The 13,886-nt window shown below is 61.7% G+C and carries 13 protein-coding genes; 9 read left to right on the forward strand and 4 right to left on the reverse strand.

Annotated elements, in window-relative coordinates; translation table 11 throughout:
• Nucleotides 1–111 precede the first annotated feature (111 nt).
• The 8 genes from tesB (at nucleotide 112) to AB7813_RS20010 (ending at nucleotide 9,776) form a co-directional block, all read left to right on the forward strand.
• Nucleotides 112–987 carry an acyl-CoA thioesterase II gene (gene tesB, locus AB7813_RS19975; protein WP_089263153.1) on the forward strand — a complete coding sequence of 292 codons (876 nt, stop codon included), beginning with the start codon at nucleotides 112–114 and terminating at the stop codon, nucleotides 985–987.
• Between the two features lie 168 nt (nucleotides 988–1,155).
• The gene (locus tag AB7813_RS19980; protein ID WP_089263151.1) at nucleotides 1,156–1,494 is read left to right on the forward strand and encodes a P-II family nitrogen regulator; all 339 of its coding nucleotides are present in this window, start codon (nucleotides 1,156–1,158) and stop codon (nucleotides 1,492–1,494) included.
• A gap of 469 nt (nucleotides 1,495–1,963) precedes the next feature.
• On the forward strand, nucleotides 1,964–2,302 hold the full coding sequence (locus tag AB7813_RS19985; protein WP_068730208.1) for a P-II family nitrogen regulator: 339 nt from the start codon (nucleotides 1,964–1,966) through the stop codon (nucleotides 2,300–2,302).
• A 54-nt stretch (nucleotides 2,303–2,356) separates the two neighbouring features.
• Complete coding sequence (locus AB7813_RS19990; RefSeq protein WP_089263149.1) at nucleotides 2,357–3,796, forward strand: ammonium transporter; 1,440 nt, start codon at nucleotides 2,357–2,359, stop codon at nucleotides 3,794–3,796.
• A 295-nt stretch (nucleotides 3,797–4,091) separates the two neighbouring features.
• On the forward strand, nucleotides 4,092–5,321 hold the full coding sequence (locus AB7813_RS19995; protein WP_439065415.1) for an aminotransferase class I/II-fold pyridoxal phosphate-dependent enzyme: 1,230 nt from the start codon (nucleotides 4,092–4,094) through the stop codon (nucleotides 5,319–5,321).
• A gap of 38 nt (nucleotides 5,322–5,359) precedes the next feature.
• A complete protein-coding gene (locus AB7813_RS20000; protein WP_184512495.1) occupies nucleotides 5,360–7,846 on the forward strand; it encodes a DNA translocase FtsK in 2,487 nt (828 codons plus the stop codon).
• Nucleotides 7,847–8,039: 193 nt separating this feature from the next.
• Nucleotides 8,040–8,894, forward strand: a complete 855-nt coding sequence (locus AB7813_RS20005) for an outer-membrane lipoprotein carrier protein LolA (RefSeq protein ID WP_441228306.1) — start codon at nucleotides 8,040–8,042, stop codon at nucleotides 8,892–8,894.
• Nucleotides 8,895–8,960: 66 nt separating this feature from the next.
• Nucleotides 8,961–9,776, forward strand: a complete 816-nt coding sequence (locus AB7813_RS20010; RefSeq protein ID WP_120287667.1) for an exodeoxyribonuclease III — start codon at nucleotides 8,961–8,963, stop codon at nucleotides 9,774–9,776.
• 6 nt (nucleotides 9,777–9,782) lie between these two features.
• Here the strand turns inward: AB7813_RS20010 and AB7813_RS20015 are convergent, their stop codons facing one another.
• Nucleotides 9,783–10,232, reverse strand: a complete 450-nt coding sequence (locus tag AB7813_RS20015; protein ID WP_184512497.1) for a cyclic nucleotide-binding domain-containing protein — start codon at nucleotides 10,230–10,232, stop codon at nucleotides 9,783–9,785.
• 72 nt (nucleotides 10,233–10,304) lie between these two features.
• Nucleotides 10,305–10,991 carry a response regulator transcription factor gene (locus AB7813_RS20020; protein ID WP_068730214.1) on the reverse strand — a complete coding sequence of 229 codons (687 nt, stop codon included), beginning with the start codon at nucleotides 10,989–10,991 and terminating at the stop codon, nucleotides 10,305–10,307.
• 249 nt (nucleotides 10,992–11,240) lie between these two features.
• Between AB7813_RS20020 and AB7813_RS20025 the strand changes: the two genes are divergently transcribed.
• Nucleotides 11,241–11,750, forward strand: coding sequence for a L,D-transpeptidase family protein (locus AB7813_RS20025; protein WP_439065417.1), 510 nt, complete (start codon nucleotides 11,241–11,243; stop codon nucleotides 11,748–11,750).
• An 86-nt stretch (nucleotides 11,751–11,836) separates the two neighbouring features.
• On the opposite strand, the gene AB7813_RS20030 is transcribed toward AB7813_RS20025, so the two are convergent.
• On the reverse strand, nucleotides 11,837–12,946 hold the full coding sequence (locus tag AB7813_RS20030; protein ID WP_441228307.1) for a hypothetical protein: 1,110 nt from the start codon (nucleotides 12,944–12,946) through the stop codon (nucleotides 11,837–11,839).
• A gap of 150 nt (nucleotides 12,947–13,096) precedes the next feature.
• Nucleotides 13,097–13,825, reverse strand: coding sequence for a YggS family pyridoxal phosphate-dependent enzyme (locus AB7813_RS20035; protein ID WP_441228308.1), 729 nt, complete (start codon nucleotides 13,823–13,825; stop codon nucleotides 13,097–13,099).
• Between the last annotated feature and the right edge of the window lie 61 nt (nucleotides 13,826–13,886).

The following is a 13,886-nucleotide window of genomic DNA, read 5'->3' on the forward strand; positions in this document are numbered from 1 at the left end:
TAGCTGGGCGAAACAGGATCGCGAAACAAGGGTGGCAATGGGACCGGGGCCTGCGCGGCCAAGGTCTTGGTAAACCTCCCTTAATATTGCCGCTGAGCGAAAGATGCCGACATGTCCAAGAGCCTGATCGATCTGATCGATATCCTCGATCTCGAGACCATCGAGGTGAACATGTTCCGCGGGCGCAGCCCGAAAACGCGCTGGCAGCGGGTGTTCGGCGGCCAGGTGATCGGCCAGGCCATGGTGGCTTCGTGCCGCACCGTCGAAGGCCGCATGCCGCATTCGCTGCATTGTTATTTCATTCTGCCCGGCGACCCGCAGATTCCGATCGTCTACGAGGTCGAGCGCCTGCGCGACGGCAAGAGCTATTCGACCCGGCGTGTCACCGCGATCCAGCACGGCCATGCGATCTTCTCGATGATGGTGTCGTTCCACGCCGAGGAGGAGGACTCGTTCAACCACCAGGATCCGATGCCGGACGTGCCGCCGCCGGACAAGCTCACTGCGGAAGAGCTGTCGAAACATCCGATCATCGAGAAGATGCCCGATTTCATCCGCCGCTATTACGAGTCCGATCGCCCGATCGAGCTGCGTCCGGTGGAATTCCAGCGTTATGCTGGCGAGAAGATTCCGGAGGGGCGGATTAATTTCTGGATTCGTACCGCCGCGAAGCTGCCGGACGATCCGGCGCTCCATATGTGCGCGCTGGCCTATGCGTCGGACTTTTCGCTGCTCGATTCCATCATGGCCCGCTATGGCCGCACTTTGTTCGACGGTCAGGCGATGGCGGCCAGTCTCGATCACGCCATGTGGTTTCACCGCCCGTTCCGCGCCGACGAATGGCTGCTCTACAGTCAGGATTCGCCGAGCGCCCAGAACGGTCGCGGCCTCGCGCGCGGCCTGATCTTCAAGCCCGACGGCACGCTGGTGGCGACCGTGGCGCAGGAAGGCTCAGTGCGCGAGCGCCGCGAGAAGCCGGCGACGTAAGTTGCTCCGCTTCCAGCCATGAATCCCGCTTCGCCGTCTTGGCGTGCAAACGGCCCGCCCCGAAGGCAGGTCGCCGCCCAATTTCCACGCGCCATGCCAACGGGGATGGCATAAAGCTGTCTGATTGCGTAAGCAGGGTCGTACACCGCCCCCGAAGAGGAATCCTGCATGAAGCTCGTGGTCGCGATCATCAAACCCTTCAAGCTCGATGAAGTGCGTCAGGCTCTGACGGCCATCGGCGTTCACGGCATGACGGTGACCGAAGTGAAGGGCTATGGCCGGCAGAAGGGCCATACCGAGATGTATCGCGGCGCCGAGTATATTGTGAACTTCCTGCCCAAACTGCGCCTCGAAATCGCTGTGGCGTCCGACCTCGCGGCCAAGGCGGTCGAGGTCATCTCCACCGGAGCCCGGACCGGCCAGATCGGCGACGGCAAGATCTTCGTGACCCCGATCGACCACGCCCTGCGTATCCGCACCGGCGAGACCGACAGCGACGCGCTTTAGGCAATAAGCCAGCGCCCACTGGGCTTTCAGCCAGAACTGCTCTCACAGTCCGCTCGAATACGCCTGAAGGGCTCTACGGTCTTGCCCGGTTGAACCATGTCAATTCCACGCGCGCCAGTTGGAAGGCCTGCAGATTAGACAATTTCGAGTTTTTTGCCTCGGATTGACGTATTTGGGCACCTCTGGGCTGCCCGCCGTCTAAGCAGGAATATGTCGAGAGCCTGTCATGCTTCCATTTTGGGCAGGATTGGCTAGAGTTTGGGCGCGACCGAATAGCGCACTCTGTCTCATCACGTGAGAAACGCGAAAAGCTGGGGATTCATAAACCGTTAGAGAATTCCGCCGATCTGGCACGGCATTTGATTCTATCTGGTCTGGCTGTGCCCGCGTAGTGAACTTCTCCGCGTGGTGAACCTCAGTCGAGATCGCCCGGTCGGTTTTCGGTCGGGCCCAAGCGGGGATAGGACCCATGAAAATTGTTATGGCGATCATCAAGCCATTCAAGCTTGAGGAAGTCCGTGATGCCCTGACCGCCATTGGCGTTCATGGTTTGACGGTGACGGAAGTCAAAGGATATGGCCGACAGAAGGGCCATACGGAAATTTATCGCGGCGCTGAATATGCGGTGAGCTTCCTGCCCAAGATCAAGATCGAGGTGGCTGTCGCTTCCGATCAGGTCGACAAGACCATCGAAGCCATCACCACCGCCGCCAAGACCGGCCAGATTGGCGACGGCAAGATCTTCGTCATCAACCTCGACCACGCGGTTCGCATCCGCACCGGCGAGGCCGATGCTGCAGCCCTCTAAGTCGAATTCCTCGGATTTCGCGCTCACCCATTCTTCAATCAGGAGTCAAACACAATGACGTTTAAGCGTCCCTCTGGCGCGGGATTGGCGGCACTCGCCGTTGGCCTGTTCGCCGCAACTGCGGCTTACGCCGATCCGACGGTCAACAAGGGCGATAACGCCTGGATGATGACCTCGACGGTGCTGGTTCTGTTGATGACCGTCCCGGGCCTCGCCCTGTTCTACGGCGGCCTCGTTCGCTCCAAGAACATGCTCTCTGTGTTGATGCAGGTCCTCTACACCGCTTGCATCGTGATGGTGATCTGGGCTCTCTACGGCTACAGCATCACGTTCACTGGCGGTTCGGCCTATATCGGTGGTTTCTCGAAGGCGTTCCTCGCCGGCGTGACGCCTGACTCGATGGCTGCTTCGTTCACCGCAGACGCCAACATCTCGGAACTCGTCTACTTCTGCTTCCAGATGACCTTTGCCGCCATTACCCCCGGCCTGATCGTCGGCGCCTTCGCAGAACGCACCAAGTTCGCCGCGATTGCACTGTTCATCCCGCTCTGGGTGACGTTGATCTACTTCCCGATCGCGCACATGGTCTGGTACTGGGCTGGTCCGGACGCCATCGTTGCAGCCGCCAAGGCTGTTGCAGCTGCGGCTCCCGATGCGAAGGCTGCGGCTCAGGCCAAGCTTGACGAAGTCATGGCCGATGCCGGCCAGGTGTTCCTGTGGGGCGCTCTCGACTTCGCTGGCGGCACCGTCGTTCACATCAACGCCGGCATTGCTGGCCTCGTGGGCTGCCTGATCATCGGCAAGCGCACCGGCTACGGCAAGGAGCTGATGGCTCCGCACTCGCTGACCATGACCATGATCGGCGCGTCCCTGCTGTGGGTTGGCTGGTTCGGCTTCAACGTCGGTTCGAACCTCGAAGCCTCGGGCACTGCCGCTCTCGCAATGACCAACACCTTCCTCGCAACTGCGGTTGCGGCGATGGCCTGGATGTTCGCGGAGTGGATGACCAAGGGTCACCCGTCGCTGCTCGGCGCAGCATCGGGCGCGGTTGCCGGCCTCGTCGCCGTCACCCCGGCTTGCGGCTTCTCGGGCCCGATGGGCGCGATGGTTCTCGGTCTGGTCGCAGGCGTCGTCTGCCTGTTCTTCTGCACCGTCGTGAAGAACTCGCTTGGCTATGACGACTCGCTCGATGTGTTCGGCGTCCATTGCGTCGGCGGCATCATCGGCGCGCTCGGCACCGGCATCCTGGTCAACCCGGCCCTCGGCGGCACGGGCGTCATGGACTACGTCGCCGGCAAGATCGGCGACTACGACATGGTCACCCAGATGATCGCGCAGTGTAAGGCTGTCGCGACCACGCTGGTGTGGTCGGGCGTCGGTTCGGCGATCCTGTTCAAGGTCGTCGACGTGATCGTCGGTCTCCGCGTCAATGTTGAAGTCGAGCGCGAAGGCCTCGACGTCACCGAGCACACCGAACGCGCCTACAACATGTAAGCGTTACGAGCCATCCCGGATCATCGGTCCGGGATGCTCACAAAGGGATCGGTTGGGGCACTACCCGGCAATGTCCCAACCGTCGAAGGGCTCCAGCGCAAGCTGGGGCCTTTCACTTTTTGGGGTGCCATTCTGATCCCCGCGTAGGCCTGGACGGCCGCTAAACGCGTGATAGCAAGGCCGGCCCCTCGATGGTTAATCGCGTCTTAACCTCGCCGTATCTATGGTGGTTTGATCCCATTTCGGCCGATCTCATGGGGCGATCGGCTGCCTTGAAAGTACTGGCGTTTTCCTGATGGCACTCACCGCTCCTCCTTCCGCGGCGCAAGGCGCTGGCAGCCGGACCTCGGCTGGGCCCGATGGCGAGCGCTCGCCGTTTGCGCGACTGACGGAATTGCTGGCGCCATATCAGCCCGGCCAACCGCTGATCACACTGTCATTGGGCGAACCGCAGCACCCGGTGCCGGATTTCGTCGGACCGGTCCTCGCCAAACACACCGCCGATTTCGGCCGCTATCCGATCGCCAAGGGCATTGAGCCGTTCCGCCGCGCCGCCGCTACGTGGATGGGTACGCGCTTCAATCTCCCGCGCGCCCTCGATCCGGAAACCGAAGTGCTGGTGCTGAACGGCAGCCGTGAAGGCCTGTTCTTCGCCGCGATCACGGCCGCGCGCTTTGTCGGCCCGCGCAAAGGTACGCCGGCGATCCTGCTACCAAATCCGTTCTATCCAGCCTACGGCGCCGGTGCGCGCGCCGCGGGTTGCGAGCCGATCTTCATGCCAACCACAGTGGCCAACGGCTTCCTTCCCGATCTCGACGCACTCGATAAGGCGACGCTGGCACGCACGGTGGCGATGTACGTCGCATCGCCGGCTAACCCGCAAGGCGCCGTCGCGACACCCGCTTACTTCAAGAAGCTGCACGACCTCGCGCTGCGCTACGGTTTCATCGTGCTATCAGACGAATGCTATTCGGAAATCTACACGCAGGCCGCGCCCGGCAGCATGCTGGCGTCAGCCGGACCTGACTACACCAATGTCGTTGCGTTTCAGTCGCTGTCAAAGCGCTCGAATCTGCCTGGCATGCGCGTCGGCTTCGTCGCCGGCGACAAGAAATTCCTGAGCGCGTTTCACGAATTGCGCAATGTGGCCGCGCCGCAGGTCCCGGTGCCGCTGCAGCAGGTCGCGGTTGCCGCTTATAGCGACGAAGCACATGTGGAAGAGAATCGCAGGCTCTACCGCCTGAAGTTCGATCTTGCGGATCAGATTCTCGGCAATCGCTACGGCTACAAGCGCCCGGCTGGCGGCTTCTGTCTGTGGCTCGATGTCTCCGCATATGGCGGCGACGAAGAGGCAGCCGTGAGACTGTATCGCGATGGCGGCGTGCGCGTGGTGCCCGGAAGTTATCTGGCGCGCCCGCAGGCCGACGGCAGCAATCCCGGCGCCGGCTATATTCGTTTGGCCATGGTGCAGGACAGTGAAACGACAGCCGAGGCTTTGCATCGGCTGGTGAAGATTTTGAATTGAAGATCCTGGATTGATGCAGGGCGCATGAGCACTCCGGTATGAGCACCACGATCGAACGCGTCATTCCTCTCGTCGGCCATCTGCCCGCGTCGATTCGCGAGATGCTGGGACGACGGCTGCGTGAACTGGCGGGCTTTGGCCTGGTCTGCGCCGCAGCTGTCGCGGCGGCAGCGATGATGACGTGGTCCGTACAGGACCCGAGCCTGAGCCATGCCACCTCGCGTGCGATCCGCAATGTCGCCGGTTATCCCGGCGCGATCGGTGCCGATCTGCTGATGCAGATCCTCGGCCTCGGCGCGATCATGATGATTCTCACCATCGCTGTCTGGGGCTGGCGGATGATGACGCATCGGCATTTCGACCGCGAAGCGCTGCGTATCGGTTGCTGGGTCCTTTGCACCATCATCGCATCAGGCTTTGCCAGCTGCTGGCAGCATGGCGGATCGTGGCCCCTGCCGACCGGCGTCGGCGGCGTGGTCGGCGACGCGCTGTTTCGCGCGCCCGCGGTCGTATTCGGCCCTGTCGGTTTCATCTATCGATTCGTCCTCGGCTTTATTCTCTGCGCGGCGATGATCGTGACTTTCTTGATCGCCTGTGGCTATGGCGCGCAAGCGAAGGAAGAATTCGCCGAGATCGATATCGAGGAAGATGACGAGCCGTTCGAGGAAGATGAAACGCGCGATCGCGGCTCGATCTCGGTCTCGCTTGGCTGGGCGGCGCATGCCGTGATGAGCGCGAAGGCGCGTCTCGGCCGTTTCCTCTCGTTGGTCTATGGCAAGATGGTTGCAAGCGAGCCCAAGGCGCGCGCGGCATCCTTCGAGCGTCAGGAACCCAATCTCGGCGGTCGTCGTAACAGCCCGTCAATTGCGCCGCGCGACGAAGACGAGAGCGATCACGACGAGGACGAAGAGCACGACTACGAGGAAGAAGAAGAGGAAGAGGAGCCCGCCCCGAAGGCGCGCAAGAAATCCTCGGCCAAGGAGCCGGTGCGCAAATCCAACGGCAAGTTCGAACTGCCCTCCGTCGGCATGCTCACCGCGCCGAAGGCCGCGGATCGCAAGCCGCTCAGCAAGGCCGAACTTGAAGCCAATTCGCGGGCGCTGGAAGGCGTGCTGCAGGACTTCGGCGTGCGCGGTGAAATCGTCAAAGCCAATCCCGGCCCCGTCGTCACGCTGTACGAACTCGAACCTGCACCGGGCATCAAGTCGTCGCGCGTGATCGGCCTTGCCGACGATATCGCGCGCTCCATGAGCGCGCTGTCCGCCCGCGTCGCCGTCGTCCCCGGTCGCAATGCCATCGGCATCGAGCTGCCGAACGCCCATCGCGAAAACGTCTACTTGCGCGAACTGCTGACCGTGCAGGACACCAATGACGGCAGCATCAAGCTCCCGCTCTGCCTCGGCAAGAATATCGGCGGCGAGTCCATCATCATCGATCTTGCGCGCACCCCGCATATGCTGATCGCCGGTACCACCGGTTCGGGCAAATCAGTCGCGATCAACACCATGATCCTCAGCCTGGTCTACCGGCTGCGGCCGGATCAGTGTCGCCTGATCATGGTCGATCCGAAGATGCTCGAACTCTCCGTCTATGACGGCATCCCGCATCTGCTGACGCCCGTCGTGACCGATCCGAAGAAGGCCGTGGTCGCGCTGAAATGGGCCGTGCGCGAGATGGAAGAGCGCTACAAGCGCATGGCCAAGCTGGGCGTGCGCAATATCGACGGCTACAATGCGCGTCTCGTCGAAGCCAAGGCCAAGGGCGAGGAGCTCTCGCGCACCGTTCACACCGGCTTCGACAAGGAAACCGGCAAGGCGATCTACGAGGAAGAGAAACTCGATCTCGCGCCGCTGCCCTATATCGTCATCATTGTCGACGAAATGGCCGACCTGATGATGGTCGCCGGCAAGGACATCGAAGGCCTGGTGCAGCGTCTCGCGCAGATGGCACGCGCCGCCGGTCTCCACGTCGTCCTCGCGACGCAGCGTCCGTCGGTGGACGTCATCACCGGCACGATCAAGGCCAACTTCCCGACGCGCATTTCCTTCCAGGTCACATCGAAGATCGACAGCCGCACCATCCTGGGCGAGATGGGCGCCGAGCAACTGCTCGGCCGCGGCGACATGCTCTATATGGCTGGCGGCGGTCGCATCTCGCGCGTACACGGTCCTTTCGTGTCGGACGAGGAAGTCGAGAAGGTGGTGCGCCACCTGAAGACGCAGGGCGAGCCCGAATATCTCGAGGCGGTCACCGCCGAAGAACCGGAAGAGGGCGAGGACGGCGCGGTATTCGATTCGACGGGCATGGGCGCCGATGGCGGTGGTGGCGATCTGTTCCAGCAAGCCGTTGCCATCGTGAAGCGCGACCGGAAGGCATCGACCAGCTACATCCAGCGCCGGCTGCAGATCGGTTACAATCGCGCAGCGTCGCTGATCGAGCGCATGGAAAACGAAGGCATCGTCGGTCAGCCCAACCATGCCGGTAAACGCGAGATTCTGATCGAAGAAGAAGAAAGCGGGTTCTGAGAGTTTGACCCTGCCAATGGACAATCCCGCTTTCGAGTCGCGAAATCGCCACAGCTCCGGGTTAGCGCCTGCGCTGGCGGCGTCAGCCGCGGCGGGGGCGCAAGAGACCACCGGCCGGACCGCAAAACCGGTACCCATTCTGACGCAAAGCGCGGTAAAATGCGCCGAACCCGCCGAGCAGGACGACGCCTTGATGAGACGCCCGACCCATCACGCCGCAGACCGGTCTTTCCTGCGCATCGGCGCAGCCGGCCTCGTCGCGGCGTTTGTCGCCGCCATTGTGGCGCCCTCGGCCTATGCCCAGTCAATCCCATTGCCGCGACCTGCACCGCAAGCGCGCAGCAATAGCAGTTTCCAGATGTCGGCCTCCGAGCCCCAGGCTGTTCGGCCGCCAGTTGCAATCGCACCCAAGACATCGGCGACGACATCCACGCCACCGAATCCAATCATTCCGGATCCGCGCCGCAACGTTCCCGCCAGCATTTTCATGAGCTTCGACGCCAATCAGAAGGCGCAGGCAAGCAAGGTCAGCAGCTATCTGTCATCGCTCAGCAATCTGAGCGGTAACTTTGTTCAGGTGGGGCCAGACGGCAGCCGCACCACCGGTGACTTCTTCATCCAGAAGCCCGGCAAGGTTCGTTTCGAATATGATGCGCCGACGACCATCGCCATGGTGTCCGACGGCCAGTCGCTCGCCGTCCGCGATTCCAAGCTGGCAACCCAGGACATCTACCCGCTGTCGCAGACACCGTTGCGCTATCTGCTGTCCGATCGCATCGATCTGATGAAGGACACCAATGTGGTCGCCGTCAGTGCTGACGACCTCTATACGTCGGTGACCATTGAGGAAAAGAACGCGCTGGTCGGCACCTCGCGCCTGATGCTGATGGTCGGCACTAAGGATGGACAGCTCAAGCAGTGGACCGTCACCGACCCGCAGGGCTATGACACCACGGTCGCGATCTACAATCTCGATACCGCGAAAAAGCCCGATCCGGGGCTGTTCAAGATCGACTTCACCAAGTATCCCACCAGCGGCGCGAATTAGTTTTCGCTGCAGGTGATGCCCTCATGATGAGCAGGCGCGCTTGCGCCGTCTCACCATCGGATTTCCATGCGTTTTTCCCTGACCACCTGGAATATCAATTCGGTGCGATTGCGCATCGACCTTGTCGCCAAGTTTCTCGAAGAGATGCAGCCGGATGTGCTGTGTCTGCAGGAAACCAAGTGCCCGGACGATGCCTTTCCGCTCAAGCGCTTCAAACAGCTCGGCTATGACCATGTCGTGCTGAACGGGCAGAAGGGCTATCACGGCGTCGCCATCGTCTCGAAACTTCCATTCGAGAGCAGCGACATCCGCGTGTTCTGCAACAATCTGGACTCACGCCACATCTCGGTATCGTTCGGCGAAAAGGCCGGCATGGCCGTGCCGCTGATCGTGCATGATTTCTATGTGCCTGCCGGCGGCGACGTTCCGGATCCGGACGTGAATGCGAAGTTCGCGCACAAGCTCTCGTTCCTCGACGAGATGAAGACCTGCGAGCCGCTGCATCCGCGCGGCGATGCGCGTCATATCCTGGTCGGCGATCTCAATGTGGCACCGCATGAGAATGACGTGTGGTCGCACAAGCAGATGCTGAAAATCGTGTCGCATACGCCGATCGAGTGCGAAAAGCTGCTCGCCGTGCAGAGCGAGGGCAACTGGATCGACGTCGCGCGCGAACGCATTCCGCTGTCGGAAAAGATCTACACGTGGTGGAGCTACCGCGCCGCCGACTGGGCGGTGTCGAATCGCGGCCGCCGCCTCGATCACATCTGGGTGTCGTCCGCACTGAAGGATTCGATCCGCGACTTCACCGTCACGTCAGATGCACGCGGCTGGGAGCGGCCATCGGACCACGTACCGGTCACGACGGTGCTGGAGCTTTGATACCAGTTACTGGCTGAGCTTGGCGCCGATCAGCGTCACATCGCTGGCGAGTTGGCTGACGCGAGTCGCCATGTCGTCACGCAGACGGCGAGCGGCTGCGGGATCGCTGTCGAGCACGCGCTGAAACAGGCTGCGCGTGATCCGGATCGTGCTGGAATATTCCGTGGCGACCGCCGTCGATGGCCGCTGCATCGCTACCAGCAGTGCAAGTTCGCCCATCAATGTGCCGGGCCCCGCGATCACTTCATGATCGCTGCCGTCGTCGAGGCTGATGCGGAATGCGCCGGTCTGAACGACATAGCCGCAATCGGCATCGTCACCCTGCCGAAACAACACCGAGCCCCGCGCAAATTCCTGCTGCTCGGAGCCGATCGCGATCACGCGCAAAGCGGCGATACCCAACAGGCGCAATGTCGGGACGCGCTCAAGCAGGGCTACATCATCATCGATCGACATGCAGAACCGTGTGATCGGGACGCGCGAAGGAGGATACCGAACAGCTAATGGCGAATCGGCTCCCCAATCGTATCACGGCACCAACTTGTAGCCACCGGCTTCCGTCACCAGGATTTCAGGATTGGCGGCGTCCTTCTCGATCTTCTGACGCAACCGATAGATGTGCGTTTCCAGCGTGTGCGTGGTGACGCCGGAATTGTAGCCCCAGACTTCCTGCAGCAACGTCTCGCGAGACACCGGCAACTGGCCGGCGCGATACAGGAAGCGCAGGATCGCGGTTTCCTTCTCGGTCAGGCGAACCTTCTTGGCATTGGCGCCGGTGAGCATCTTGGAGCCGGGCCGGAAACTATAGGGACCGACGGTGAAGACGGCATCTTCGCTGGCTTCGTGCTGACGGAGCTGCGCGCGAATACGCGCCAGCAGTACGGCGAAGCGGAACGGCTTGGCGACGTAATCATTGGCGCCGGATTCAAGACCGAGAATGGTGTCGGAATCGGTGTCATGACCGGTCAGCATGATGATCGGCGCCTTGAAGCCACCCTTGCGCAGGCTGCGCACGACTTCGCGTCCATCCGTGTCGGGCAGGCCAACATCCATCAGCACCAGATCGGGGGAATTGGCCTTGGCGGCAGTAGCGCCCTTGGCGCCGGTGTCGACAGCGGAGGCCTCGAACTCTTCGTGCAGCGACAGCTGCTCGACCAGCGCCTCGCGCAAATCAGTATCGTCATCCACGATCAAGATCTTGCGGGCATTGGGCATTGCGACAATCCTTTGAACGGCTGCGGCGAAGCGTTGTTCGCCGCGCTGAAACAGTGGGCCAGAAATCGTGACAGGCTTCGCCGTTAACGCATATTCTAGCGCAAAATCAGCGACATTCCCGGCGAATGTACTGCTGCAGCGCGAAATAGAACATTTGCGGTAAATAGCAAGGCGGAGTTCGCGATTCGGATGGGAAGTCTCGTTATTTCAGACACTTATCGAACAAGCTTGCGTGATCGACCGCTAACTATGGTTCACATTCGCGCGTCAGCCGGAGACAGACTCCGTGGATGGCTGACGACCGACCACACAACCATACCCGTCGCGCTCGGCCGCGGCGGAATCAAGGCGAACAAACGCGAAGGCGACGGCGGAACGCCGCGTGGGACGTTTCGCCCCATCCGGCTGTGGTGGCGGGCCGACCGCAATCCACGTCCGCGTAGTTTTCTGCCGATCCGCCCTATCACACTGATGGATGGCTGGTGCGAGGATCCGTCTGATCGGCACTACAATCGACCGGTCCGGCTCGATCGTGGAAGTGACGGCGACCGACTGGCCCGCGAGGATCATCTCTACGATTTCATCATCGAGATCGACCAGAACACCCGACCACGGATCGCAGGGCGAGGCAGTGCAGTGTTCCTGCATCTGGCCCGCCCGAAATTCGCGCCGACCGCGGGCTGTGTGGCGATGACCAAGCCGGCCATGCTGCGGCTGCTAGCCCGGATCGGACCGAAGACGCGCATCGTCATTGGGTAGATCTGGTGCAGACTCCGTCTTCAAATTTTTCAGGCGAGGCGTGAAGATCTGACCGGGGATGAGAACGCCCCGGCCAGACCGATCGGTTACTCCGGCTTCTTATGCGAATCGTTATGCGGCGGGGCCTTCGGTCTCGCCGGCGGATGAGGAGCCGGACGGGGCGCCGGATGAGTTGCAACCGGATGCGATGCTGGCCGCACGGCGGCAACATGCGGCGGGGCCGGCGGTTTCGCGATAGCAGCCATCCTGGGCGCCGCCGGGTGCGGGGCGACAGGCGGCCTGATAGCAGGTGGCTTGGCGACCGCGTTCAGCGGTTTCGGCGCGACTGCACCATTGGTCGTCGCATGTGCGACGGCCGTCGGTGGCCCCTTGTTCTCAGGCGTTGCGTTCGCAACCGGCCTGTTTGCTGGCGGTTTGGCACCGGTCGCAGGAAGTGCCGCGGGCACGAGCGTCGCCGCCGGCCGTGCGGCGGCCGGCCCGACTTCCCGCGCTGCCACGACGCCCTTGCCGGTGAACTCACCGGGCTTGGACGTTGCCGCGATCGCCGGATGCCCATGATTTTCGGACGCGCGCAGCGCTCTGTTGGTGCTCGCGATATGTTCGTGCTGGGTTTGTACGGCCGTCGCCGCGATGTGCGGTTGGTGCGCGACGGCCTGCTCCTGCGGCGTCGGCTGCGCGGTTGTGCCGCCCGTGCCGCCATTAAAACTGACCCTTGTGATGTTGGTCGTATTGTTGACGATGGTCTGGTTGTAGACATTCGTCACCGCGACACCGCCGAAATTGTTGACGGTCCGATTGTAGGCGAACACGCCGTTATTCCAGCGACCGCCACCATAACCGACGCCGCTATAGCCGTAGCCGTAATCGACGCCGCCATAGAAGCCGACATGGGTTCCCCAATAGCCGGCGTTCCAACCGTAATAGCCATCGTGCCAGCCCCAAAAGCCCGGCGTCCACAACAGGCCGACCTGAGGCGGCTCGACCCAGGTGCCGGGCACCCAGTAGTAACCGTCCGGACCATAGGCCCAGAAGCCGGGCGTCCAGATATAGCCGGGCGCGGGAATGGCGGGCTGCTCGTAGACCGGCAGTTCCGGTGGAGCAATCGTGATGCTGATGATCTGCGCCATGGCAACGACCGGCATGGTGAACACGACCAGCGCGGCCAGAAGCCAGGTAACGGAGCGAAAGTGTCGCATGTCTGTCCCTCTCGCGGGGCGGGGATCCTGCGTCCGGACACAGTCGAGACGGAATAGTGCGACATTATGGCGCACCTTCCGGCGTGCGGTCGGGAACTTTTCAGTTCAGGCAAAGCGCCAACGGCCCATTAACGGAAGTGAAGAGAAGAACTACCGTTTCCCGAAGATCGCCGAGCCGACGCGCACATGAGTCGCGCCAAACTGGATGGCGATGGCGAAGTCGGCACTCATGCCCATCGACAACCCGGTCAATCCGTTACGTGCAGCGATCTTCGCTGTCAGCGCGAAATGCGGTGCTGGCGCATCGTCAACCGGCGGAATACACATCAGTCCGGAAATCGTCAGCCCGTAGGTATCGCGACAGCGGGCCAGGAAATCATCAGCCTCGCTCGGCGCGATACCGGCCTTTTGCGGCTCCTCACCGGTGTTGAGCTGTACGAAGAGCTGCGGCGTCCGCTGCTGCGCCTTCATCTCCTTGCTTAACGCTTCGCAAATGCTCGGTCGATCGACCGAGTGAATCGCATCGAACAAGGCGACCGCTTCCTTGGCCTTGTTGGACTGCAAAGGCCCTATCAAATGCAACGCAATCGCGGGTTGAGTGGCGATTAACGCCGGCCATTTGGATTTTGCCTCCTGGACGCGATTTTCGCCGAACACACGCTGACCGGACTGGATCACGGGCGCAATTGCGTCAGCCTCGAACGTCTTCGACACCGCGATCAACGTCACAGAACTGCGGTCCCGCCGCGCTTCGTTACATGCGCGGAAGATATCGTACTCGACCGAAGCGAGTCCGTCGGTTGGTAAAGAAGACGTTACGCCCGACGACTCTTGCACGGATTTATTTTCAACCAAGGCGCGAACTTTCTTGAGATCCATTGCAGTTTAACGAATCCGGGAAAGGCTTTTTGAAGGCTTTGGAGTACCTATGTCCGCGGGG

This window comes from Tardiphaga sp. 20_F10_N6_6, assembly GCF_052076045.1.
In the GTDB taxonomy this organism is placed as follows: Bacteria; Pseudomonadota; Alphaproteobacteria; order Rhizobiales; family Xanthobacteraceae; genus Tardiphaga; species Tardiphaga robiniae.

Bases quoted from the DNA above. Each gene is read 5' to 3' on its own strand.
- AB7813_RS20030 (WP_441228307.1), bottom strand. From the start codon at position 12,946: ATGCGACACTTTCGCTCCGTTACCTGGCTTCTGGCCGCGCTGGTCGTG.
- AB7813_RS20010 (WP_120287667.1), top strand. From the start codon at position 8,961: ATGCGTTTTTCCCTGACCACCTGGAATATCAATTCGGTGCGATTGCGC.
- AB7813_RS20035 (WP_441228308.1), bottom strand. From the start codon at position 13,825: ATGGATCTCAAGAAAGTTCGCGCCTTGGTTGAAAATAAATCCGTGCAA.
- AB7813_RS19980 (WP_089263151.1), top strand. From the start codon at position 1,156: ATGAAGCTCGTGGTCGCGATCATCAAACCCTTCAAGCTCGATGAAGTG.
- AB7813_RS19985 (WP_068730208.1), top strand. From the start codon at position 1,964: ATGAAAATTGTTATGGCGATCATCAAGCCATTCAAGCTTGAGGAAGTC.
- tesB (WP_089263153.1), top strand. From the start codon at position 112: ATGTCCAAGAGCCTGATCGATCTGATCGATATCCTCGATCTCGAGACC.
- AB7813_RS20025 (WP_439065417.1), top strand. From the start codon at position 11,241: ATGGTTCACATTCGCGCGTCAGCCGGAGACAGACTCCGTGGATGGCTG.
- AB7813_RS19995 (WP_439065415.1), top strand. From the start codon at position 4,092: ATGGCACTCACCGCTCCTCCTTCCGCGGCGCAAGGCGCTGGCAGCCGG.
- AB7813_RS20000 (WP_184512495.1), top strand. From the start codon at position 5,360: ATGAGCACCACGATCGAACGCGTCATTCCTCTCGTCGGCCATCTGCCC.
- AB7813_RS20005 (WP_441228306.1), top strand. From the start codon at position 8,040: ATGAGACGCCCGACCCATCACGCCGCAGACCGGTCTTTCCTGCGCATC.
- AB7813_RS20015 (WP_184512497.1), bottom strand. From the start codon at position 10,232: ATGTCGATCGATGATGATGTAGCCCTGCTTGAGCGCGTCCCGACATTG.
- AB7813_RS20020 (WP_068730214.1), bottom strand. From the start codon at position 10,991: ATGCCCAATGCCCGCAAGATCTTGATCGTGGATGACGATACTGATTTG.
- AB7813_RS19990 (WP_089263149.1), top strand. From the start codon at position 2,357: ATGACGTTTAAGCGTCCCTCTGGCGCGGGATTGGCGGCACTCGCCGTT.